The organism is Leisingera sp. M523, assembly GCF_025141335.1.
GTDB lineage: Bacteria > Pseudomonadota > Alphaproteobacteria > Rhodobacterales > Rhodobacteraceae > Leisingera.
The window spans coordinates 3,029,423-3,052,399 of the sequence record NZ_CP081036.1 but is presented as its reverse complement, the minus strand read 5'-3'; the positions used below and the strand labels follow the sequence as shown (position 1 = coordinate 3,052,399).

The 22,977-nt window shown below is 63.6% G+C and carries 21 protein-coding genes and 1 pseudogene; 13 read left to right on the top strand and 9 right to left on the bottom strand.

From position 1 onward, the window contains the following. Positions 1–181 precede the first annotated feature (181 nt). Together K3557_RS15055 and K3557_RS15050 are read right to left on the bottom strand one after the other, a co-directional pair. Entirely contained in the window at positions 182–874 is a 693-nt protein-coding gene (locus tag K3557_RS15055; RefSeq protein ID WP_259989953.1) for a DUF2270 domain-containing protein, read from the bottom strand. Positions 875–1,132: 258 nt separating this feature from the next. Then, the gene (locus tag K3557_RS15050) at positions 1,133–1,312 is read right to left on the bottom strand and encodes a hypothetical protein (RefSeq protein WP_259994771.1); all 180 of its coding nucleotides are present in this window, start codon (positions 1,310–1,312) and stop codon (positions 1,133–1,135) included. 98 nt (positions 1,313–1,410) lie between these two features. On the opposite strand from K3557_RS15050, the gene K3557_RS15045 reads away from it, so the two are divergent. The 6 genes and pseudogenes from K3557_RS15045 to K3557_RS15020 all read left to right on the top strand — a co-directional run bounded on the left by K3557_RS15045 (position 1,411) and on the right by K3557_RS15020 (position 8,057). After that, positions 1,411–2,286: a LysR family transcriptional regulator gene (locus tag K3557_RS15045; RefSeq protein WP_259994770.1), complete on the top strand. Its 876-nt coding sequence runs from the start codon at positions 1,411–1,413 to the stop codon at positions 2,284–2,286. A 232-nt stretch (positions 2,287–2,518) separates the two neighbouring features. Further along, positions 2,519–3,952 (top strand): cytochrome c oxidase accessory protein CcoG, encoded by a 1,434-nt coding sequence (gene ccoG, locus K3557_RS15040; RefSeq protein ID WP_259994769.1) that lies wholly within the window; start codon positions 2,519–2,521, stop codon positions 3,950–3,952. A 3-nt stretch (positions 3,953–3,955) separates the two neighbouring features. Continuing rightward, positions 3,956–4,420: a FixH family protein gene (locus tag K3557_RS15035; protein ID WP_259994768.1), complete on the top strand. Its 465-nt coding sequence runs from the start codon at positions 3,956–3,958 to the stop codon at positions 4,418–4,420. A gap of 5 nt (positions 4,421–4,425) precedes the next feature. Next, positions 4,426–6,603 carry a heavy metal translocating P-type ATPase gene (locus K3557_RS15030; RefSeq protein ID WP_259994767.1) on the top strand — a complete coding sequence of 726 codons (2,178 nt, stop codon included), beginning with the start codon at positions 4,426–4,428 and terminating at the stop codon, positions 6,601–6,603. 30 nt (positions 6,604–6,633) lie between these two features. Then, positions 6,634–6,792, top strand: a complete 159-nt coding sequence (gene ccoS / locus K3557_RS15025; RefSeq protein ID WP_027257996.1) for a cbb3-type cytochrome oxidase assembly protein CcoS — start codon at positions 6,634–6,636, stop codon at positions 6,790–6,792. 97 nt (positions 6,793–6,889) lie between these two features. Beyond that, a pseudogene (locus K3557_RS15020) lies at positions 6,890–8,057 on the top strand (IS3 family transposase). Positions 8,058–8,322: 265 nt separating this feature from the next. On the opposite strand, the gene K3557_RS15015 reads toward K3557_RS15020, so the two are convergent. The 3 genes from K3557_RS15015 to K3557_RS15005 all read right to left on the bottom strand — a co-directional run bounded on the left by K3557_RS15015 (position 8,323) and on the right by K3557_RS15005 (position 11,310). Further along, a complete protein-coding gene (locus K3557_RS15015) occupies positions 8,323–9,939 on the bottom strand; it encodes a D-alanyl-D-alanine carboxypeptidase family protein (RefSeq protein WP_259994766.1) in 1,617 nt (538 codons plus the stop codon). Between the two features lie 262 nt (positions 9,940–10,201). Next, positions 10,202–10,528 carry a hypothetical protein gene (locus K3557_RS15010; protein ID WP_259994765.1) on the bottom strand — a complete coding sequence of 109 codons (327 nt, stop codon included), beginning with the start codon at positions 10,526–10,528 and terminating at the stop codon, positions 10,202–10,204. An 80-nt stretch (positions 10,529–10,608) separates the two neighbouring features. Next, a complete protein-coding gene (locus tag K3557_RS15005; protein ID WP_409201184.1) occupies positions 10,609–11,310 on the bottom strand; it encodes an HAD family hydrolase in 702 nt (233 codons plus the stop codon). Between the two features lie 118 nt (positions 11,311–11,428). Between K3557_RS15005 and clpS the strand changes: the two genes are divergently transcribed. The 7 genes from clpS to K3557_RS14970 all read left to right on the top strand — a co-directional run bounded on the left by clpS (position 11,429) and on the right by K3557_RS14970 (position 16,512). Next, positions 11,429–11,752 carry an ATP-dependent Clp protease adapter ClpS gene (gene clpS, locus K3557_RS15000; RefSeq protein WP_129372831.1) on the top strand — a complete coding sequence of 108 codons (324 nt, stop codon included), beginning with the start codon at positions 11,429–11,431 and terminating at the stop codon, positions 11,750–11,752. A gap of 12 nt (positions 11,753–11,764) precedes the next feature. After that, complete coding sequence (locus tag K3557_RS14995; protein ID WP_259994763.1) at positions 11,765–12,754, top strand: class I SAM-dependent methyltransferase; 990 nt, start codon at positions 11,765–11,767, stop codon at positions 12,752–12,754. A gap of 115 nt (positions 12,755–12,869) precedes the next feature. Further along, positions 12,870–13,676, top strand: coding sequence for an SDR family NAD(P)-dependent oxidoreductase (locus K3557_RS14990; protein WP_259989975.1), 807 nt, complete (start codon positions 12,870–12,872; stop codon positions 13,674–13,676). A 15-nt stretch (positions 13,677–13,691) separates the two neighbouring features. After that, positions 13,692–14,585: an oxygen-dependent coproporphyrinogen oxidase gene (gene hemF, locus K3557_RS14985; protein WP_259994762.1), complete on the top strand. Its 894-nt coding sequence runs from the start codon at positions 13,692–13,694 to the stop codon at positions 14,583–14,585. Between the two features lie 180 nt (positions 14,586–14,765). Next, positions 14,766–15,581, top strand: a complete 816-nt coding sequence (locus K3557_RS14980; protein WP_259994760.1) for a glycoside hydrolase family 25 protein — start codon at positions 14,766–14,768, stop codon at positions 15,579–15,581. 238 nt (positions 15,582–15,819) lie between these two features. Next, on the top strand, positions 15,820–16,152 hold the full coding sequence (locus K3557_RS14975; protein WP_259994759.1) for a hypothetical protein: 333 nt from the start codon (positions 15,820–15,822) through the stop codon (positions 16,150–16,152). Between the two features lie 57 nt (positions 16,153–16,209). Further along, positions 16,210–16,512, top strand: a complete 303-nt coding sequence (locus K3557_RS14970; RefSeq protein ID WP_259994758.1) for a hypothetical protein — start codon at positions 16,210–16,212, stop codon at positions 16,510–16,512. A gap of 305 nt (positions 16,513–16,817) precedes the next feature. On the opposite strand, the gene cobA is transcribed toward K3557_RS14970, so the two are convergent. From cobA to nirB, 4 genes are read right to left on the bottom strand one after another with little or no spacing between them, the layout of a single operon-like run. Next, a complete protein-coding gene (gene cobA / locus K3557_RS14960) occupies positions 16,818–17,564 on the bottom strand; it encodes a uroporphyrinogen-III C-methyltransferase (RefSeq protein ID WP_259994757.1) in 747 nt (248 codons plus the stop codon). Positions 17,565–17,575: 11 nt separating this feature from the next. After that, entirely contained in the window at positions 17,576–20,206 is a 2,631-nt protein-coding gene (locus K3557_RS14955) for a nitrate reductase (protein WP_259994756.1), read from the bottom strand. Further along, on the bottom strand, positions 20,206–20,538 hold the full coding sequence (gene nirD / locus K3557_RS14950) for a nitrite reductase small subunit NirD (protein ID WP_259994755.1): 333 nt from the start codon (positions 20,536–20,538) through the stop codon (positions 20,206–20,208). The genes K3557_RS14955 and nirD overlap by 1 nt, the downstream gene beginning before the upstream one ends. Then, complete coding sequence (nirB, locus tag K3557_RS14945) at positions 20,535–22,976, bottom strand: nitrite reductase large subunit NirB (RefSeq protein WP_259994754.1); 2,442 nt, start codon at positions 22,974–22,976, stop codon at positions 20,535–20,537. The genes nirD and nirB overlap by 4 nt, the downstream gene beginning before the upstream one ends. Position 22,977 lies beyond the last annotated feature (1 nt).

The window sequence follows — 22,977 nt, the reverse complement described above, 5'->3', positions numbered from 1 at the left end:
GGTCTCGCGACGACGGGTGCAACGCAGCGATTAGCTTGCCGCACCTGCAAGCGAATGCTGCGTCAGCAATCGCCTGGAAGGGCAATGGCAGCAAAGTCCCGTGAGCAACCAGCCACAGCAAGGCTTTGCTTAGGTAGCTTCCAGCGCTAAGCGGCTGTAGAGATTCAGTGCGGGATGCCCCTTAGCCCATCGACGTCATCGAGCTGCGTTTGCGGGCGCGGGCGGCGTCGGCTCTGGTGCTCCACCAGGCGATGCTGCCCCACAGCAGCACATAGAAAACACCGGTGCCAAGCACCAGTTCGCCCGGAAACGGGCCGATGTCAGCGCGGTCCACCGCTTGCTGCAGGGACAGGACAGCGGTTGGATGCACCACCAGTTTGCCCGCATAGGCCAGTGACTGGATCAGCAGGATCCAAAAGTAGTTGCGCCGGATCCGCCGTCCGATCGCAGTCATGACACTTACATGGTATTGGGGCCGCAGATAATCCGCGGCCAGAACGTCCTGCCAATGATCTTCCAGATGCAGGTCGCCCTCCTTCAGCATCGAGGTATAAAAATGCGTCTCCATCCAGCGGGCGCGGGCGCGGAAGACGTTGAAATAGCGGTAGCGGCGGGCCTCCAGCATCAGAAAGAAGATGATCAGCACCCCCACCAGGATCAGCGGCAGGGGCGAGGCTTCGGGCGAGGAAAAGGAAATCGACAGTGCCACGCCCAGCGTGACGACCGCCCAGTTTGTGGTGGTGTCCAGCCGGGTGCGCCAGACGGTGCTGCGGTAAATCTCGCCCCGGTACAAATGCGCCAGGGCGCCGACTTCGGCCGCCGTCAGCGGTGCACGGTCACTGGTGACCGCCTGTTCGCGCGTTTCGATGTTCATAAGACCGAGCGTAGATTTTTTCCCGGAGCCGGGCAATTAATTTGCGCCTTTTTGATCCGTGTCAAACTTTGCCGGCGGCAAACCGGGTAAAACCACAGGTGAAAGAGATTGCTGCTTGGCTTAACAGCCCTCCTGGGCAGCATGATATCCCGCAAGGCCGACGTGCAGGCTGAACGGGGTCATGCGCCGGTTTTCCGATCTGTTCGCGCGTTTCCTGGAAAACCGGCGCTTTTTCTTTCTTCTCTCTTGGCCGGGGCGTCAGATGTTCTGCGGATGAATGCAGCGGGTTTTCGGCGGCTTTGCTGCCAGCCAGCGCATCAACCAGGTGAACCTGCCTGCAGGGCGGGACAGGGGGCGTGGCGCAGGCAGGTCCCGCAGCCTTACACAGTCCTGCCGCGTGGCGGTCATCATCGAGCGGGCATAGATATCAATCAGCATTTCAGTGCCTCCTATCCTGGCGTCTGTTTCTGATACTTGCGTGAATGCGCGATTCCTGCGAGTTAAATGGAATAGCGTTATGTAAGGCTGAGTTACATATGGATTGGCTGAACATGCCGCCATTGGCGGCGCTCAGAGCTTTTACTGCCTTTGCTGAGACCGGGAATGTGGTGCGGGCAGGGGCAGCTTTGAATGTCAGCCACGCTGCCATCAGCCAGCAGCTGCGCGCACTGGAGGCGCATTTGGGCGCGGCATTGCTGGACCGCAGCGGCAGGGCGCTGGCACTGACGCCGGACGGGGAGCATCTGGCCCGCGCGCTGCATCTGGGGTTTGGCGCGATCGAGGCGGCGGTGCAGGAGATTTCCGCCGCTGGGGCTGCCCGGCCGCTGCATGTGACCTGCACGCCGATGTTTGCCGCGCATTGGCTGATGCCGCGGCTGGCCGGGTTTCAGGCAGAGCATCCGGAGATTGATCTGGTGCTGGACCCGCGGGGCGAGATTGTCGAGCTGAAGCCGGGCGGTGTGGATATTGCCATCCGCTATGGCGACGGCAGCTGGCCGGGTCTGGAGGCCGGGATGCTGCTGCAATCGCCGATGGTGGTCATTGCGGCCGGCAGTCTTCTGGGTGGGCGGCAGGTGGCATCCCCGGAGGATTTGCTGGATCTGCCCTGGCTCGAAGAGCTGGGCACCTCGGAGGCCTCGCGCTGGTTGGAATCACGCGGTGTCACCGAGGCGTTGCGCGGGCCGCGCACCCGGCTGCCCGGCAATCTGCTGATGCAGGCGGTGCGGGCGGGCCAGGGGGTGGCAGTCAGTGTGCGGGAGTTTGTTGCCGAGGATCTGGACAGCGGGCGGTTGCTGGAACTGTTCACCGAAGGCGCAGACCGGGGCTATCACATCGTGACCCGCCCCGGCGTGCTGCGCCGGGAGGCGCGCAATCTGACCAGCTGGCTGCGGCGGCAGCAGAAGGAGGAGTGAAGCCGTTGGCGTTCTGACGGAGATCATCTTTGCAACGCCGCAATCGCTGCGCTGCGGCAACTTGCCCCTGGCGGCGCCGGGCGGGCAGGCATAGGTGGCGTTTTGCCTTCACAGTACGCGGAGAAGGTGCCTGAAAACATGATTGTGCGATGCGCTTTTTGATCCACGTCAATGTTCTGGCATTATGCATCTGTGACAACGGCGCGAGACAGCCACAAGACGGAGAGTGTCCGTGAGCGATTCCAAACCAGCCCCGAGCCTGTACGCCGCCCAGGAGCCGATCTATCCGCGGCGCGTGTCCGGCCCGTTCCGGAACCTGAAATGGTACATCATGGCGGTGACGCTGGGGATCTACTATCTGACGCCGTGGATCCGCTGGGACCGCGGGCCAAGCTTGCCGGATCAGGCCGTGCTTTTGGATCTGGCGGGCCGCCGGTTCTATTTCTTCTGGATCGAGATCTGGCCGCATGAGTTTTATTTCGTCGCCGGATTGCTGATCATGGCGGGGCTGGGGCTGTTCCTGTTCACCTCGGCGCTGGGCCGGGTCTGGTGCGGTTACACCTGCCCGCAGACGGTGTGGACCGACCTGTTCATTCTGGTGGAGCGCTGGATCGAGGGCGACCGCAACGCCCGCCTGCGCCTGCACCGGCAGAAGAAAATGGATTTCCGCAAGGCGCGGCTGCGGCTGACCAAATGGGTGTCCTGGTTGCTGATCGGTCTCGCCACCGGCGGTGCCTGGGTGTTCTATTTCGCCGATGCGCCGACGCTGGCCTATGATCTGGTGACGCTGAACGCGCACCCCGTTGCCTATTCCACCATGCTGGTGCTGACCGGCACCACCTTTCTGTTCGGCGGTTTCGCACGCGAGCAGATCTGCATCTACGCCTGCCCCTGGCCGCGCATCCAGGCCGCGATGATGGATGAGGACACGCTGACCGTCGGCTACCGCGAGTGGCGGGGCGAGCCGCGCGGCAAGCCGCGCAAGACGGACGAGGCGGGCACCGTGCATGGCGATTGCATTGACTGCATGGCCTGCGTCAATGTCTGTCCGATGGGGATCGACATCCGTGACGGCCAGCAGATGGAATGCATCACCTGCGCCCTGTGCATCGACGCCTGCGACGACGTGATGGCCAAGATCGGCAAGCCGCGCGGGCTGATCGACTATATGGCGCTGTCGGATGAGGCAGAGGAGCGCGCAGGCAAACCGCCCAAGAACATCTGGAAGCACATCCTGCGGCCGCGCACCATCATGTACACCAGCCTTTGGTCGCTGGTCGGTGCGGGGCTGCTGTTTGCCCTGTTCATCCGCTCCGACATTGAATTGACCGTCGCACCTGAACGCAACCCGACCTTTGTGACACTGTCCGATGGTGCGATCCGCAACACCTATGACGTGCGCCTGCGCAACAAACATGGCGAGGACCGGGTGTTCAAACTGTCGATCAAGGGCGATCCGGCTATGCGGCTGCAGTTGGAGGGCACCGTGTATCACTCGGTCAATGTGCCGGCCGACAGCGCGCTGCTGCAACGGGTTTACATTGTCTCTGCCAAAGGCTCGGCGCCGTCGCAAACCGGCAGCACCCCTGTTCGCATCTGGGCCGAGGATCTGATAAACGGGGAACGCGCCCACAAGGACACGAGCTTTAACGGCACGGGGGACTGAGCCATGGCCAAACGCGAACGCGAATTTACCGGCAAACACGCCCTGATGCTGTTCTGCGGCGCCTTTGCGGTGATCATCGGGGTGAACATTGCCCTGGCGGTCAATGCAGTGAAGACCTTTCCAGGACTGGAAGTGAAGAATTCCTATGTTGCCAGCCAGGAATTCGATCTGCGCCGTTCTGCGCAGGAGGCGCTGGGCTGGTCGGTCTATGCGTCTTCGCAGGGGGATCAGGTCAAGCTGGAGATCACCGATGCCGGCGGCGCCCCGGTGGAGGTCGCCAAGCTGAGCGCAACGCTGGGCCGGGCGACCCATGTGCAGGACGACCAGCGCCCGGCGTTCACCTTTGACGGCCAGGCCTATGTGGCGCCGGCCAAGCTGGGGCCGGGCAACTGGAATATCCGCATGGTGGCGCGGGCCAAGGATGGCACCGAGTTCACCCAGCGCGTGATCCTGCATGTGAGAGGCTGATTGCCATGACCGCCCAGATCCGCCCCTCGCTTGCGGCCTGTCCGGCCTGTGTCGCGGCCCCGCAGGACGTTGCTGAACAAGCTCCAACCGAGGCGCGGCTGGCGCTGTCCTTGCCCGGCATTCACTGCCAGGCCTGTATTTCCGCGGTGGAGCGGGAGCTGAGCGCACACCCCGGCATTCATTCCGCACGGGTCAATCTGACGCTGAAACGCGCATTGATTGAGGCCGAGCCGGACCTGCGCGCCGTGGATCTGATTCCGGTATTGGAAAGCATCGGCTACGAGGCGCACGAACTGGATCTGGCAGCGCTGGCTGCCACCCAGAACGACAAGGCGGGCCGCGATCTATTGATGCGGCTGGCGGTGGCTTTCTTTGCCTCGATGAATGTGATGCTGCTGTCGGTTTCCGTTTGGTCCGGGGCATCGGATGCGACGCGGGACATGTTCCATTGGATCTCTGCCGCGATCACTTTTCCCGCGATCATCTTCGCAGCACAGCCGTTTTTTGCCAACGCCTGGACGGCGCTGCGGGTCGGGCGCCTGAATATGGATGTGCCGATTGTGCTGGCGCTGGTTCTGGCGCTGGTCACCTCGCTGTGGGAGACGTCACTGTCGGGCGAGCATGCCTATTTCGATGCCGCGCTGACGCTAACGTTCTTCCTGCTGGCGGGCCGCTATCTGGATTACCGCACCCGTGCGGTTGCGCGCTCGGCCGCCGAGGAGCTGGCAGCGCTGGAGGTGCCCCGCGCCATCCGGCTGCTGGGCGGGGATGAATACGAGGTGCCGGTGGCGGATCTGGCGATTGGCGATCTGATCCTGGTGCGCCCCGGCGGGCGGATGCCGGTGGACGGTGCGATTGTCGAGGGGCGGTCGGAACTGGACCGCTCGCTGCTGACCGGCGAGACGCTGCCGGTCTTCGCAGAACCCGGTCTGGCGGTGTCAGCCGGCGAGGTGAACCTCACTGGCCCGTTGACCATCCGGGCGACTGCGGTGGGGGAGGATACCTCGCTGCACCGGATGACCGATCTGGTCGCCATCGCTGAATCGGGCCGCTCCCGCTACACCTCTCTGGCGGACAGCGCTGCCAAGCTTTATGCGCCCGGCGTGCACATCCTGTCGGCGCTTGCTTTTGCGGGCTGGTATCTGTGGACCTTCGACATCCGCATGGCGCTGAACATTGCCGCGGCGGTGCTGATCATCACCTGCCCCTGCGCGCTGGGCCTTGCGGTACCTGCGGTAACCACCGCTGCCTCGGGCCGGCTGTTCAAGAAGGGCATGCTGATCAAACACGCCACCGCGCTGGAGCGGCTGGCGGAGGTCGATACCGTGGTCTTTGACAAGACCGGCACGCTGACTGCCGGCACGCCGCAAGTGACCAATCTGGGTGATCATGCCCGCGCCGATCTGGAGATTGCGCTGGCGCTGGCCGAAGGGTCCTCGCATCCGCTGTCGGTGGCACTGGTGCGTGCTGCGCGGGACGCCGGGGTCTCTGCTGCCGAGGTGCAGGACATCGCCGAGGTGCCGGGCTATGGCACAGAAGGCCTGTTCCGCGGGACCCGCGTGCGGCTGGGGCGTGCGGCCTGGGCCGGCGCCGAGCAGGGCAACCAGACGGCGGCCTGGCTGGACAGCGGGACGGGGGAGGCGAAGGCGTTTTTGTTCACCGATGCCCTGCGTCCCGGTGCTGCGGAAGCGGTGCAGGCGCTGAAGGACGCAGGCAAGGATGTGCTGCTGATCTCCGGCGACACCACTGGCGCGGTGGAGGATCTGGCCGGGCGGCTGGGGATTGCAAAATGGGTGGCCGAAGCGCTGCCGGCTGACAAATCCGCCCGTGTGCAGATGCTGACAGAGCAAGGCAAAAAGGTTCTGATGGTTGGCGACGGCCTGAATGACACCGCGGCGCTGGCGGCGGCGCATGTGTCAATCTCACCTGCATCAGCGCTGGATGCGGCGCGGGTGGCCTCGGATATCGTGCTGCTGGGGCAGGATCTTTCCCCGATTGCCGAGGCCTGCAGCGTGGCGCAAAAGGCAACCCGCCGGATCCGCGAGAATTTCCGTATTGCCACGCTGTACAACGTGATTGCAGTACCGCTGGCGATTGCCGGGCTGGCAACACCCTTGATTGCGGCGCTGGCGATGTCTACCTCTTCCATCACAGTCTCTCTCAATGCGCTGCGGCTGCGATAAGCCGGCGCCAGCCACAACGGACCTGAAGCCATGAGTGTCCTTGCCTATCTGATCCCGATTTCACTGATCCTCGGCTCGGTCGGGCTGGCGGCGTTCTTTTATACACTGCGCAGCAACCAGTATGACGACCCGGAAGGCGACTCCCGCCGGATCCTGAGCGATGAGTGGGACGACAAGCCCAAGCCATGATGCGGGCGGCCTGCGCCTGTGTGAATTGCCAAACTGGACTCGCCGCGATTCAGTTCCGGTCGCTTTCAAGCGATGCCCGCATTGAAGGAGGCAATGCATGGCACCGGGATACAGCGGCGAATTCCTGCGTGATGCGGTTCGAATTGCAACGGCAAGCGGCTTGACGCGCCCGCAAACCGCTTCATATCCGGGCGTTGGGGTTTCGACCCTGAACAAGGGGGGCAGCAACACCAGAATGACGGCCTGATGTCTGGCCCGCATGAAGATGCAGAGAAAGAAAATGCCCGCCTGCGCAAAGAAGCCCGCCTGCTGCGTGAGGAGAGGGAGGTGCTAAAATAGGCGGTAATAGTCTTTGCAGGCCTAAGCCGGTGAGGGTCGCTTTCACTGATGCCTGGAAGGACGTTTGGCGAGTCGAACTTCTGTGCAGGGTCATGCAGGTAACATCACGCACCATATCATGCGTGGCGGGTTCGCCCAATGAGCCGCCGGCAGCGCGATGATATTGTGATTTTGGCGCATATCAGGGAACAGCACCGCCTTAGCCTGCAAAGCTGCGGGCGGCCACGAATGATCGGGGAAATGCAGGCGGCGGGCCTGAATGCAGGGCATCGAAGAGCAGGCCGGCTGATGCGGGAGAATGAGGTCAAAGCCATCCGAACCCGCCTGCGCAAAGCCACAACAGACAGCAATCACGCTTTCAATATCGCGCCAGACTTGCTCAACTAGGATTTCTCAGCCAACGGACCCAATCAGAAATGGGCTGGGGACATCTCCTTTATCCAGGCCAGCGAGGGTGGCTGTAGCTGGCCGTGATCATCGGCCTTTACTGCCGCCGTGTCATTGGGTGGGCGGCGGCACTCGGAAGACAGGGGACCTGGCGATCCCTGCGCTTTGTATGGCCGTGGGATTGCGCCGGCCGCTAAAGGACTGCATTCACCAACTGGTCGCGGATCTCAGTATTGTTCTGGTAATTGTCAAAATCGCCTGACGCAGCATGGCTTTCTCGTCTCGATGAGCGGCAAAGGCAACTGCTGCGACAATTCCCTTCCCGGCAGATTTGCAACGTAAACCGCCTGCCAGGCAGTGCATGGTCGAAACGGTCTTCAAATCCCCAAAACTGAACGGATCCGGCGCAACCGTTGGGTAACACGGCGGTAAGCCGAGGGGCGGTATTCCAATACACCAATGGGGTCTGCAATCCGCGCAGGCGGCGGCCGTCCCTTGGCGGGAAAAGTCCATTGGCTTTCGAGAGAAGGGCTGCCTGACATGAGCTGAGAGACCGGAACTTATGCGCGGCAAGTCCAAACCCTCCCGCCCCTGCAGGTGTCCTGGCTGGCGCCAGAGCACCTTGGCAGCGTTGGGCGTGGCACCGCGCAAAGCGCGGTGCCACGCCCAACCGGGGGAAGTCTTTTTGCAGAAAAGGCTGACGACGGGCGGGAGCGTTTGATCGAATCTTGGCCGGGTCCTGGGGGCGGCTATGAAAAAGGCGCCGCTGGGGCGCCTTCTATTCTGCATTCTGTGCCGTTCGCGTCAGGATGGGCCGATCGGTTTGCAGGTCACGTTGCGGGCGTTCAGGCGGCGGCAGGCGAGTTCCGCCTGATCCTGGCTCATGCCGAGGAAATTGGCTTCGAACCCGCGCCGGGTCTTGGCTACCTTGCGCAAGGACCCGTCCAGTGTTTCCAGCTCCGACAGGGCCGTGCGCAGCAGAACCTTCTCGGCCTGGTAACGGCTGGTGTAGAGACCGACATTTACACCCCAGTAACGCCCGCCGGAAGTGGAAAGCCGGGTCACAACCACCGGCTCCGGTTCGGGCGAGGCGTTTGCAAGGGCCAGGTTGGCCGGGCGGGCCACGGGCCTCAGACCGGTGAAGGGCACCTGTTGCACCGCTGCGATGACCGTGGCTGTTGCGGCTTGCGCTGGCGGCGCGGGTTCTGCCTCCGCTTCGGCGAGGGCAACGGCAATGCTGTTGCGGATGGCATCGCCCTGCACGGCACCTTCGGCACTGACGGTCTGGACATTTTCGATCTGTTCAGCTTGCGGTGCGGTTCGTGCAGTGTCCTCAGCAGCTTCGGCCGGCGGCGTCTGCAGGGCTTCCTCAAGTGCGGCTACCAGCACCGGCGACTCGGCGCGGCCCGGGCGCGTTTTGGGCCGCAGGCTGGTGTTGACCTGGCCGCTGACCCGGATGGTCTTGCCCGCAGCACCTTCGCTGCTGCCGCTGTCCCCGGCGTCTGCTACCACTACGCCTGCACCTTGGTACGCGGGCCGGCGCGGCTTGCGCAGAGCGGCGCGCGACGGCGCCCGGCGGAAGCCGAGATCCAGCAGTTCCGCCACTTTGGCATTGCGCGCGGTGGAGGATTTGCCACCGAACACGGTCGCGATGATCCGCTCGTTACCGCGCTTGGCCGAGGCCACCAGATTGGAGCCGGCGGCCCGGGTATAGCCGGTCTTGATCCCGTCGGCGCCGCGATAGCTGGCCAGCAGGCGGCGGTTGGTGTTGGGCACTTCGCGCACGCCTGCATTGGTCGTGCGGCGGGAGAACAGGTTGTAGTATTCAGGGTAGTCATAAAGCAGATGCCGCCCCAGCGTGGTCATGTCACGCGCCGTCGACATATGCCCGCTGGCGGTCAGGCCATGGGCGTTCTTGAAAGTTGTACGGCTCATCCCCAACGCCTTGGCGGTGCGGTTCATCCGGCGGGCAAAGGCCGCCTCGGAGCCGGACAGCGTCTCGCCGATGGCGGTGGCGGCGTCATTGGCGGATTTCACTGCTGCGGCGCGGATCAGATAGCGAAAGGCAATCCGCTGGCCGGAACGCAGCCCCAGTTTCGAGGGCGGCTCGGCAGCGGCATTGCGGCTGATCTTGACTTTGGTCTCAAGCGTGATTTCGCCGTTCCGCACAGCCTCGAACGCGATGTAGAGCGTCATCATCTTGGTCAATGATGCGGGATGCAGGCGGGTGTCGGCATTGCGCGAATGCAGCACTTCACCGGTGCGGGAATCAATCACCATCGCCGCATAGGGCGCCGCAGCGGCCTGGTGCGGCTGGAGCGCCAGCACAAATGCTGCGATAAGAAATACTGCGGCTGCCCTCAGGAACCGGGTACACGTACCCCCGCCTGACGCCGGATTTACCTGCGTGATCACTGCCATGTTTGCCTCATGCCGCCGGTTTTCCGGCTGACGTTTTTGCCTGTGACCCAAAGCCTAACACAGGGTTACTGAGGAATAAACAGCGGCGACACGGGCCGTTCAGCGCTATGCGCGCCATCCTGCCGGCATCTTGTGGGGGTGTCCAATGGCTCCTCTAGATGCAGTAAGTGCTAACAGAAGGTTACCGAAAAAAGTTGTGTTTTCCAGATCGCGCGGTGGCCGAATGTCAGCCCTGCAGGCCGCATGGGCCGGGTCTGAGCCGTTAACCTGCGTGAAAATTGGTCACGTAGAAGGGAGTGGAATAGCTCAGGCCAAGGGAAAATTCGCAAGGCTGGGACAACTGCGCCTTGATACGGGATTCGAGGTCGGCCAGCAGGGCCCTGGAAAATGCTTCGTTCCGGTGCGGCTTTGTCAGCAGCGCCACAGTGATGGCAATGTGGCTGTGATGGAACTGCGCTGCCGGATAGGCCCGGCCTTTGCAGGCCCCGGCGCCGCTGTCGTGTTGCAGGATCACGGTCTCGATCTCGGCCAGGATGGATTTGGCGTCGATTTCCAGGTCGCTGGAGAATTTCAGTTCGGCATGCGGCATCTATCCGGCGTCTCCGCTTTGGGTCGGCAAAGGGATAGCTGGCCGGAACAGGTCCGTCCAGCATCCAATCCCCGGGACTGTCAGCAAAGGCTGTTCACCAAATCCGCCAGCCCGCTCAGATCGGCAATTTCGGTATAGCGGGGGCTCTGTTCGGGGGCTTCGGCGTGTTCGACCTCCCAGACCAGGCCGTGCGGCACATAGGTGCCCCAGGCGCCGGCGCCGATGGCTGCAACCACGTCAGAGCGCATGGAATTGCCCACCATCATCGCGTGCGCCGCCCCGTCGCCGTGGCGGGCGAAGATGTCCAGATAGACCTCTGGTGTTTTCTCCGAGACCACCTCGACCCCGTCGAACAATTCGCCCAGGCCCGATTGCGCCAGCTTGCGTTCCTGGTCCAGAAGGTCGCCCTTGGTGATCAGCACGACGGTGTAGCGGCCGGCCACCGCCTCAACCGCTTCGCGCGCATGGGGCAGCAGATCGATGGGATAGGAGAGCATCATCTGCCCTGCAGTGATCAGTTCCTTGATCACAGAGGCAGGCACCTGTTCCTGCGTCACCTCTATCGCGGTTTCGATCATCGACAGCGTGAATCCCTTCACCCCGTAGCCATAGCGCCCCAGATTGCGTTTTTCGGCGTTTAGAAGCAGCCGTTCCAGCCGCTCCGGGCCGATGTCGGCGGGGGTGTGATCCATCAGCAATTCGGCGAATCTTTCCTGGGTGACGCGGAAGAACCGTTCGTTGTGCCAAAGGGTATCGTCGGCATCAAAGCCGATTGTTGTCAAATTACGTATCAATCTGCGGGTCTCAGTCTCTTTTCCTAAACTGTATAGAGGCTATATAAGCCTCACAGGAAATTCCACGTATCAACGGATCAAATTGCTTATGCCGCTGCAGCACATCATGATGACCGACCATTCAGACGACGATATCGAATCTGGCGTCCTGACCAAGACGCGGCCGAAAACCAAGCGCCCGCCGCGCTATAAGGTGCTGCTGCTGAATGACGACTACACACCGATGGAATTTGTCGTCCTGGTGCTGGAGCGGTTCTTTGGCATGACCCACGCACAAGCGTTCGAGATCATGCTGACAGTGCATAAGAAAGGCGTTGCCGTGGTTGGTGTGTTCAGCCATGAGGTGGCTGAGACCAAGGTGGGACAGGTGATGGATTTCGCCCGCCGCCAGCAGCACCCGCTGCAATGCACCATGGAAAAAGAAGAATAAAGAGGCTCTTAGATGTCCGTTCGCCTGTCATTGGCCGCCCAATCGGGCGGCTTTGCTGTTCCGTCAGAGGGCCGCATCGCCGTGTTTCATCCGCGCAGCGATCACGACCTGTCAGCCCTGCCCAAAGAGCAGCTGCTGATCGTCCAGCCGCTGCGCCCCGACCACGATCACTTTGCCGCGCTGGGCTATGCCTGCACCCCGGCACTGGAGGCGGATGAGGCGCTGGCCGCAGCCGTTGTCTTTATTCCGCGGGCCAAAGCGCTGGCGCGGATGCTGATTGCCCAGGCGGCTGCGGCAACGCAGGGGCAGGTGCTGATTGATGGCGTCAAAACCGAGGGCATCGATTCGGTTCTGAAGGATCTGCGCAAGCGTTGTGAACCCTCGGTTCCGGTTTCCAAGGCGCATGGCAAGGTGTTCTGGATCGACGGCGGCACCGATCTGTCCGAGTGGCTGCCAACAGAGCCACAGCAGGTTGAAGGCTTCAGCACCGCGCCGGGCGTGTTTTCGGCGGACGGGATCGACCCCGCGTCCCGTATGCTGGCGGCGGCGCTGCCACAGAAGCTGGGCCGGTGCGTCGCCGATCTGGGGGCAGGCTGGGGGTATCTGTCGGCTGAGGTGCTGAAACGCGAGAGTGTCGAGGAGCTGCATCTGGCCGAGGCGGATTACCACGCGCTGGCCTGCGCGCGGCAGAATGTGGCGGACAGCCGGGCGCAGTTTCACTGGGCGGATGCCCGCACTTGGAAGGCGCCGGGCACCGTGAACACCGTGGTGATGAACCCGCCGTTCCACACTGGCCGCACGGCGGAACCGTCGCTGGGCCAGGCCTTCATCGGGGCAGCGGCAGCGATGCTGGCGCCCTCGGGCAGCCTGTGGATGGTGGCCAACCGGCATCTGCCCTATGAGGTGGCGCTGGGTGAACGCTTTGCCCAGGTGCGCGAGGAGGGCGGCGACAACCGTTTCAAGATCCTGCATGCGGCGCGGCCGAAACGGCGGCGCAAGTAACCGCGTGCGGGGCGCAATGCCGGTTTCCAAACCGGCAGGCCCGGTCTAACGTGCGGCCAAGAGTGCCACAGGCCAGATTTTTACAGGCCAGATTGTTACAGGGGAGTGCCCTAACATGTCCTTTTCGATCTCCGGTAAAACCGCCATCGTGACTGGCGCCTCCAGCGGCATCGGCCTGGCGATCGGCAAGCAGTTTGCCGATGCCGGCGCCAATGTGATGTTTGCCGACACCCATGAGGCGCAGCTGGTGGCCGAGCTGGGCGAGCAGGCCGAGGAAAGCAATATCCGCTATTTCGCAGGCGACCTGCGCGAGCGGCTGACCATTGCCAATCTGCTGTCGGCCACCATCGACGCCTTTGACGGGGTGGATATCCTAGTGAACGGTGCGCGCCAGATGGTGGCAACCGATCCGCTGGACCCTGCGGATGACACCCTGGATCAGCTGCTGATGCAAAGCCTTCTGCCCGCCGTGCGCCTGTCGCAGCAAGTGGCCAAACGGATGATCCGGCAGGGCGAGGAAGACGAGGACAGCAACGGCCCGCTGGGCAGCATCATCAACCTGTCGTCGATCGCCGCACGCCGCACCCACCCTGAGCTGATGGCCTATTCGGTGGCCTCTGCCGCGCTGGATCAGGCGACCCGGTCTCTGTCGGTGGCGCTGGCGCCGTACAAGATCCGGGTAAACTCAATTGCTTTTGGTTCAGTGATGAGCGCCTCGATGCGGACCACCCTTAAGGACAACCGCAGCTACCGCCAGGATATCGAGGCCCATACACCGCTGGGCCGTATCGCCTCGCCCACTGAACTGACCGAGACGGCGCAGTATCTGGCCTCCGACGCCTCTGGTTTCATGACCGGCCAGGTTCTGACGCTGGACGGCGGCCGCACGCTGCTGGATCCGGTGGCGGCACCGGTCCACTGATCAGAAAGACCCCGTATGACTGCTGAGATGAAGACCGAAAAGGCCCAGGCTGCTGCCTGGTTCCGGGACCTGCGCAACCAGATCGTTGCGGCGTTCGAGGCGCTGGAGGACAGCCACAGCGAAGGCCCGTTTGCAGACATGGCGCCGAGCCGGTTCGAGGTGACAGAGACCACGCGGACGTCGGATGACGGATCAGATGCGGGGGGCGGGCTGATGAGCGTGATGCGCGGCGGCCGGGTGTTTGAGAAGGTCGGGGTCAATATCTCCGAGGTGTACGGCACCCTTGGCGAACGGGCGCAAAATGCGATGGCGGCGCGCAAGGGCATTCCGGGGATGAAGGACGATCCGCGGTTCTGGGCCTCGGGTATTTCGCTGGTGGCGCATATGCGCAACCCGCATGTGCCGGCGGTGCATATGAACACCCGGATGTTCTGGACCCCGCACGCCTGGTGGTTCGGCGGCGGCTCGGATCTGAACCCCTGCATTGAATACGATGAGGATACCGCGCATTTTCACGGGCAGCAGAGGCAGCATCTGGATCCGCATGGGGAAGATCAGTATCCGCGGCTGAAAGAATGGGCGGATGAGTATTTCTACATCCCCCACCGCAAGCGCGCCCGCGGGGTGGGCGGCATCTTCATGGACGACCAATGCTCTGGCGATTGGGCGGCGGATTTTGCCCTGACCCGGGATATTGGCCGCGCCTTCCTGCCGGCCTTTGTGCCGCTGGTCGAAAAACGCCGGGTGCAGGCGTATTCCGAGGCAGACAAGGATGCCCAGCTGATCCATCGTGGTCTCTATGCCGAATACAATCTGGTCTATGACCGCGGCACCAAATTCGGGCTGGAAACCGGCCATGACGCCAACGCGGTGCTGATGAGCCTGCCGCCCCTGGCGAAATGGGTCTGAGCCAGCCGCAGCTGTGACAAGCTGAACGCGCCGCCTGCAAAGCGGCGCGTTTCTTCCAGCGGCGGATTTATGCTGGTTTCCCGCCTTCAGGCGCGACTTTGCGCCACCCTGCGCTAAGGTGAAAAACAACAGGCAAAGAAAACAGCAGTTTTTCACGAGGCGAGGCAGGGAGCAGATCACATGCGCAGATTGGTTCTGGGGATTCTGGCAATGGCACTGGCGGCGGGGTGCGGCGGGCCGCGGGACAGGGCGGTGAAGGCGCCGGAAGTCACCCGCACCGAGCCTGCCAATGGGCGGCTGTCCGGGTTGCGGACATATCCCCGGTTCGGCGACCGTGATCCGCATGCGTGGGAGGGGCGCAAGCCCTGGTCCTATCCGGTTCACGGCATCGACGTCTCGCGCTATCAGGGAGAGATCGACTGGCGCAGGGTGCGCCGCTCAGGCGTCTCATTCGCCTATATCAAGGCCACCGAGGGTGGCGATCACACCGACGCGATGTTCCGCGACAACTGGCGCGGCGCGCGTGCTGCGGGGCTGAAACGCGGCGCTTATCACTATTATTACTTCTGCCGCCCTGCAGCCGAGCAGGCGCGCTGGTTCATCCGCAATGTGCCAAGGGATGCAAACGCGCTGCCGCCGGTGCTGGATATGGAGTGGAACCACCGCTCCCGCTCCTGCAGAACACGGCCCGACGGCGCCAAGGTCAGGGCCGAGGCGCGCAAGTTCCTGAACATTCTTGAACGTCACTACGGCAAGCGCCCGGTGGTTTACACCACCGTGGATTTCTACCGCGACACCGGCATCGGGCGCCTCAGCGGCACCGAGTTCTGGCTGCGTTCGGTCGCGGGCCATCCGCGCAAGGTCTACCCTGGCAAAAGCTGGAGCTTCTGGCAGTATTCCGGCACCGGCGAGGTGCCGGGGGTGGCGGGCGACGTAGACCTTAATACCTTCCGCGGCAGCCCGGAAAGCTGGCTCAGGTGGTCAGGGCAGATTTGATGCGTGATGCAAGGGGGCTTTGCCCCCTCGCGCCTTGGGCGCTTATCCTCAGGATTAAGTGTTTGTCATTGCCGTTGATGCGGCCTGTGCCAGATTGAGGGCGGCCGGTTTTCCGGGTGGCCATCCGGGGAACTGGCGGCGGGCGGGCGATCCCTGGAAAGACCTGAAACTGGTGGCATTGGGGTGGTAAAATATCCCGCCAGCCGCCGCGCCATATGTCCGGCCATCCGAACGGTAGATGGGCCTTCGCCGCCGCCGCGGCGATCTGGCCCCATTTGCAAAGGATCCCGGCCACTGTCAGGGCCGCCGTCATGTCTCTGGCGGTCGCAAGGATGTACGCGCCAGTCTCTATACGGCGGCGCTTTCCGCCCTGGACAGCAATGCGGAGATCCGCATCTTTGCAGCCAAGTTGAAGGCGCGCGGCAAGCCAACAAAAGCGACCCTCACCGCCATCATGCGCAAACTGATCGTCATCATGAATACCGTGCTCAAAGAGCGGCAGGCGTCAAATCACTGCTGTGCGGCAAAACCGCGGCTGCGGCCGTTCGCAGCGATGCACATGATCTGGTAAGGAGCGCAGACAAACCTGTCAGTGGCTATCAGATCTGGTCGTGTAAGCTGTTGAGAAATGAAGGCTGCATTGCCCGCCCCTTATCTTACCGGCATCTTGTTGGCCTATGGCGTATTCATTATTGCCGTGGGCAAGATCACGAAGCAGGGTGATCGCTGCATTCGCAAGCTGTTGGCCGTAGGGATGGCAACGCGCGCTGTGATGGCGAAACGTTCGCCAGAAAAGGCCGGTCTGTGGACCGCGAAGATCATCGCAGACAAACCATTCCGACTGGCAACAACAGCAATGGCCAACAAGGCCGCTCGGGCCGTCTGGGCGATGCTCACGAAGAAACAGGAATACCGGCAGCCTGCGTTCTGACCGCGCTGGCTGCGTACGAGATGCAAGACGTCGAAGTGATGATGCGGAATTAAGACAACCAAGTGCAAGGTGCGGATACGCCCCGTAATCCCGATGCATTGGTTCTGGAGATGCATCGTTGTTGGCAGTTTTCTTTATCTGATCCGAAGGCGGGTCGAACAGTGCATTAACAAACTCAAGAACATCCGGAGGATCGCAACCCGCTGGAGTAGGAAAGCCGAGAGCTTTCTGAATGCCATCGGCGTCACTTCAATCCTGGTCTGGCTGCGGCCTTTGCCGACATGACCTTGTTGCCAGCGGAAACCTTACCCGGACCTGTGCTTGGGACATGTTATGAAAATTATTGCGCAGCCAGAGATCCCATGCTGAGCTATGGTTTCCGAGAGCGTGCTGAGACCGCAAGACACTGTCCGTGCTCCCGGCTTGGAGACATCCACAGCTATCGTGACAGGCGTGGCGGGAGGCATGCCTTGGCGGAGCAGCCCGTCGCGGACCCGGGGGGCCTGTCCGACCGACATATAAAAGACAATTGTGGTTCCGGGCTTTGCGTACCGGGCGCAGTCGGGCAGAGGGTCTCCGGCCCGGCATCTGGCGGTGGTCAGCACAAGCGTGTCCGACACGCCACGTTCAGTCAGCGGCAGGCCCGTCTGGGCCGCGGCAGCGCAGGCGGCGGTCACGCCGGGTATGATTTCCGTTGCAATTCCGGCCGCGCGGGCGGCGGCCAGTTCTTCGGCAGCACGGCCAAAGATGCCGGGATCCCCCGATTTCAGGCGCACGACACGCCGGCCCTTCAGTGCCTCTGCCACAATGACCGCGTTGATCCTGTCCTGCGGCCAGGCGTGGGCGCCGACGTGTTTGCCGACAAAGACCCGTTTGGCCGCAGACGGGACTAGTTCCAGGACCTCCTCATCAACCAGGCGGTCGTAGAAAACCGTGCCGGCCTGCTGCAGCCGTTGCATCGCGCGCAGCGTCAGCAGGTCGCGTGCACCGGGGCCTGCGCCGACCAGGGCAAGCGTGCCCGGTGCGGTTTGATTTGCCGGAGAATCTGTCATTCGGAACCGTCCTATTCTGCGGCTTGCCGGACCGGGCGCCGTGCCAGCAAGTCAGCAATGTCAGGGCGGCAGGAGCCGCAGTTTGTGCCCGCCTGCAAGGCGGCGCCGATGTCTGCAACGCTCATCAGCCCGCCGTATTCAATGGCGTGCAGAATGGTGTTGGCCCCGACACTGAAGCAGGCGCAAACCACCGGGCCGGGGTCGGGCTGGTCCGCTGCGGGACGGCCGGTCAGCACGCCTGCCGCGCCGGTTCCCGGCAGGCCGGCCAGGTAATCCCGGCTGACCGCCACCGGTTCCGGCGCGGTGAACAATGCGGCCATGACCTTGCCATCTTGAATCAGGGCCAGCCGGGCAATGCCCTTGCACCTGTCTGTCATCATTTGCACTTCGGCCTCCGGAAGGGCGAACAGCTCCCGCGCGGCGGCCTCCGGTTCCGCAAGGGAGGCCAGCCCGGCGAGTTCTGCACGGTATCCGGCTTTGGTGCGTGCCATGGCCCAGTAGTCCGCCACCGGCGTCATCGGCAGGCGCGAGACTGCAAACCCGTACCAAGCTGGCTGCCAGCGTTCCGCCGCAACAACCGTGGCCTTGCTTTCGGGCTGTCCCGAAACCGGATCGACGGCGGCGGCGACAAGTCTGTCAATACGCGCAGCGGGGGCGGTTTCGCCGGTCCAGTGGATCGGCACGAACAGATCGCCGGGCTGCACATCTGCCGTGATCCGGGCGCGCAGGATGGCCTGCCCATGCGGGCTGCTGAGGCGCAGCAGATCTGCAGGTTTCACCCCAAGCGCCCGGGCGTCCTGCGGATGGATGTCGGCAAAGGGCTCTGCCAGGTGGCCCGACAGGCGCGGGGCCAGCGCGGTGCGGGTCATCGTGTGCCACTGGTCCCGGATGCGGCCGCTGTTCAGGCGGAACGGGTAGCGGCGGCTCTGTGCGGCCGCCGGAGGGCAGCAGCGGACCGGCAGCATGCGGGCCTTGCCGTCCGGGTGAAAGAACTGCCCGTCTGCAAAGAAACGGCCGCCCTGGCGGTTGCGGCTGACCGGCCAGCGCTGCGGGTGCAGATCGTCGTAGTCCTGGCCGGAGATCGCGGCGAGGCCGGAGATGTCGAAGTCCAGCCCGAAGCTGCCGGCCAGGCCGGACAGCGCTGCGTGCTCGCGGAAGATCTCTGCTGGTGTCTGATAGCCGAACGCCGCGCCCCAGCCCATGCGCCTGCCTGCGTCTGCCAGAATGTCCCAGTCGGCGCGGGCTTGGCCGGGCGGCGGCAGAACGGCACGCTGGCGGCTGATTGTGCGGTCCGAATTGGTGACCGTGCCGTCCTTTTCCGCCCAGGCGGCGGCGGGCAGCAGCACATCCGCCAGCCGGGCGGTGTCGGTTGCGGCAGTTATATCGCTGACCACGGTGAAATCGCAGGCTTTGATGGCGGCGGAGACGGCATCGGCCTCCGGCATGGTGACTGCGGGGTTGGTGTGGATGATCCAAAGCGCCTTGAGCCGCCCGTCACCCGCGGCGCGGAACAGGTCGACAGCCTTCAGGCCCGCCCGGTCCGGCATCGCGGGAGCGCCCCAGAACTCCTGCACCGCCGCGCGGTGGCTTTCATTTTCCAGATCCATGTGGCAGGCCAGCATATTGGTCAGCCCGCCCACTTCGCGCCCGCCCATGGCGTTGGGCTGGCCAGTCACCGAAAACGGCCCGCTGCCGGGCTTGCCGATCCGGCCGGCGGCCAGATGGCAGTTCAGGATCGCATTCACCTTGTCTGTCCCGGACGTGGACTGGTTCACCCCCTGGCTGAAGATGGTCACCACCTTTTCCGTGCGCATCCAAAGGTTGCAGAACCCGGCGATTTCAGCCTCCGACAGCCCGGTGACAGAAGCATCATCCGCAATGGCCGCGTCCAGTGCCTTGTCCAGCCCATTCACATTCCTTAGATAGCCCGCGTCCAGCGCGCCGCCTTCGCAGAGGGCAGCCAGCAGGCGGTTGAACAGCGCCACATCGCTGCCGGCCCGTAGTTTCAGATGCATGTCGGCCTGGTCGCAGCTGGCAGTGCGGCGCGGGTCGATCACCACCAGCTTGGTACCGCGTGCCGCGCGCGCGGCAAGGATGCGCTGGTGCAGCACCGGGTGGCACCAGGCGAGGTTGGAGCCGACCAGCACGATCAGATCGGCCTGTTCCAGATCCTCATAGGTGCCTGGCACGGTGTCGGTGCCGAAGGCGCGTTTGTGACCGGCCACGGTGGAGGCCATGCAGAGCCGCGAGTTGGTGTCGATATTGGCGGAACCAAGAAAGCCCTTCATCAGTTTGTTGGCGACATAGTAGTCCTCGGTCAGCATCTGGCCCGAAAGGTAGAAGCCGACGCTGTCCGGGCCGTGCTTTTCCACGGCCTGCCGGAACTTGGCGGCAACCAGATCAAGCGCGCTGTCCCAATCGGTGTCCTGTCCGTTCACCCGCGGCGCCAGCAGGCGGCCTTCCGGCACCACGGTCTCCCCCAGTGCCAGCCCTTTGGAGCAAAGCCGCCCGCGGTTGGCCGGATGCTCCGGGTCGCCGCGCACCGTCAGCCCGCCCTTGCCGTCCGGGCGCAGCAGCACGCCGCATCCAGTGCCGCAGTAGGGGCAGGTGGAGCGGGTTTCCTCGCAGCCGCCGCCCGCCATCACGCCGCGCTCCGCTTACCGACGGCAGCGCCGTCGATCAGCAGGCGGCCGGCCTCGACGCGCAGCGGGTAGGTGCCGATCCGGCCCTCATCCGCCCCCTGCGCCGCCCCGGTGTTCAGATCGAACACCCAGTTGTGCAGCGGGCAGGTCACGCTTTGGCCGTGCACGATGCCTTCGGAGAGCGGGCCGCCCTTGTGCGGGCAGCGGTCGTCTGCGGCAAACACCTCCGCCTCCCCGGTGCGGAACAGCGCAACGCAGCCGATGGGGGTTTTCACCACCCGCGCGCCATGCAGCGGGATGTCTTCGATATGGCCGATGTCGATCCAGTTCATTCCGCAGCCTCCAGTGTGAGATTGGCAAGCGGCGCGTATTGTACCCGCGTGGTGCTGTCCTGCGCGTGTTCGGCCCAGGGGTCCTTGCGGTAGACGGATTGCGACAGCTCGAACCGGGCGGCGAGCGCCTTGCGGTTCGCCACATCCTCCACGATCTGCTCCCTGATCCAGTCAAGCCCCACCTTGGCGAGCCATTTGTAGATCCGGTCCAGGTATTTGGCATTCTCGCGGTAGATCTGGGTCATCGCCGAGATCACTTCCATCGCCTCGTCCTCGCTCTTCACCTTGCACAGCAGTTCGGTGCCCTTGATCTCCATGCCCGCAGCACCGCCGACGTGGATCTCATAGCCGCTGTCGACACAGACCACGCCGATGTCCTTGCAGGTCGCCTCGGCGCAATTGCGCGGACAGCCGGAGACCGCGAGTTTCAACTTGTGCGGCGTCCAGGACCCCCAGAGGTGCTGTTCCAGCTTGATGCCCAGCCCGGTACTGTCTTGGGTGCCGAACCGGCAATGGTCGGTGCCGACGCAGGTCTTCACCGTGCGCAGCCCCTTGGAATAGGCATGGCCGGAAACCAGCCCGGCACGGTTCAGATCAGACCAGATGCCGGGCAGATCCTCGCCCTTCACGCCTAGCAGGTCGATGCGCTGGCCGCCGGTCACCTTGACCGTCGGCACTGCGTATTTGTCGGCAGCATCGGCAATGGCGCGCAGCTCCTCCGGGGTGGTGATGCCGCCCCACATTCGCGGCACCACGGAGAAGGTGCCGTCCTTCTGGATGTTGGCGTGCTTGCGCTCGTTGACAAAGCGGCTCTGCGGGTCGTCGCGGTATTCCAGCGGCCAATCGGCCAGCAGGTAGTAGTTCACCGCCGGGCGGCAGACATGGCAGCCGTTCGGGGTGGTCCAGCCCAGTTCCTGCCAGACCGCGGCCTGGCTTTTCAGCTCCTGTGATTTGATCAACCGGCGCACGTCCTCGTGGGTGTGGCTGGTGCAGCCGCAAACGGGCTGGGCCTGGGGAACCGCGTAGTCATCGCCCAGCGTCACCGACAAGAGCTGTTCCACCAGCCCGGTGCAGGTGCCGCAGGAAGCGCTGGCCTTAGTCTGTGCGCGGATTGCGCCCAGATCGGTGGCGCCACCTTCGATTGCGCTGGTGATCTGCCCCTTGCATACGCCGTTGCAGCCGCAAATCTCCGCCTCAGGCGGCAATGCTGCAACGGCTGACAAAGGGTCCGCGGAGGCGCCCCCCTGAAAAGCCGGTCCGAAGATCAGCGTCTCGCGCATCTCTTCGATACCGGTGCCATCCTTGATCAGGCCGAAGAACCAGCTGCCGTCGGCAGTGTCGCCGTACATCACGGCACCAACCAGCCGGTCGCCCTCAATTACCAGGCGTTTGTAGATGCCGCGGGCGGGGTCGCGGAAGACGATATCCTCGCGCCCATCGCCCTCGGCGAAATCCCCGGCGCTGAACAGGTCGCAGCCAGTGACCTTGAGCTTGGTCGCCAGTTCCTTGACCGCAAAGGCATTGGGCTGGTCCAGCAGGCTGTCCGCCAGCACTTTGGCCTGATCGTAAAGCGGTGCCACAAGGCCGAACAGATGGCCGCCGAACTCCACGCATTCCCCCACCGCATAGACATCCGGGTCGGAGGTCTGCATCTGCGCGTTCACCTCGATGCCGCGCGTCACATCCAGATGCGCGTCATTGGCCAGCCGGGTTTCCGGGCGGATGCCGACCGCCATCACCACTAGGTCGGCGCCCAGCGTCTCGCCGCTTTCCAAAAGCACCGCCTCGGCGCGGTCCCCGCCCAGGATCGCCTTGGTCGAAGCCTGGGTTTTCACGGTGATGCCGCGGGCCTCCAGATCCTTGCGCAGCAGGTAGCCCGCGGCCTCATCCAGCTGGCGCTCCATCAGGTGGCCCATCAGGTGCAGCACGGTCACATCCATGCCGCGTTCGCTGAGCCCCGCAGCCGCTTCAAGCCCCAGCAGGCCGCCGCCGATCACCACCGCCTTGCCGCCTTTCTCTGCCGCGCCGATCATCGCGTTGGTGTCGTCCAGATCGCGGTAGGTGATCACCCCTGGCAGGTCATGACCCGGCACCGGAATGATGAAGGGGGCAGAGCCGGTAGCAATAATCAGCTTGTCGTACGGAACATGCCCGTTCTCGCCCTCGACCACTTTCAACTCGCGGTCGATATTCACCACATGCTCGCCAAACCGGCAGGTCACGCCGTTCTGCGCATACCAGTCATCCGAGTGGGTGACGATGTCCTCATAGGTCTTGTCGCCCGACAGCACCGGGCTGAGCATGATGCGGTTGTAATTGCCGCGCGGCTCGGCGTTGAAAAGGGTGATGTCGAAGGCGCTGGGGTCCGCATCGAGCAATTGTTCGATCACCCGGCCCGAGGCCATGCCGGCCCCGATGATGACGAGTTTCTGGGTCATG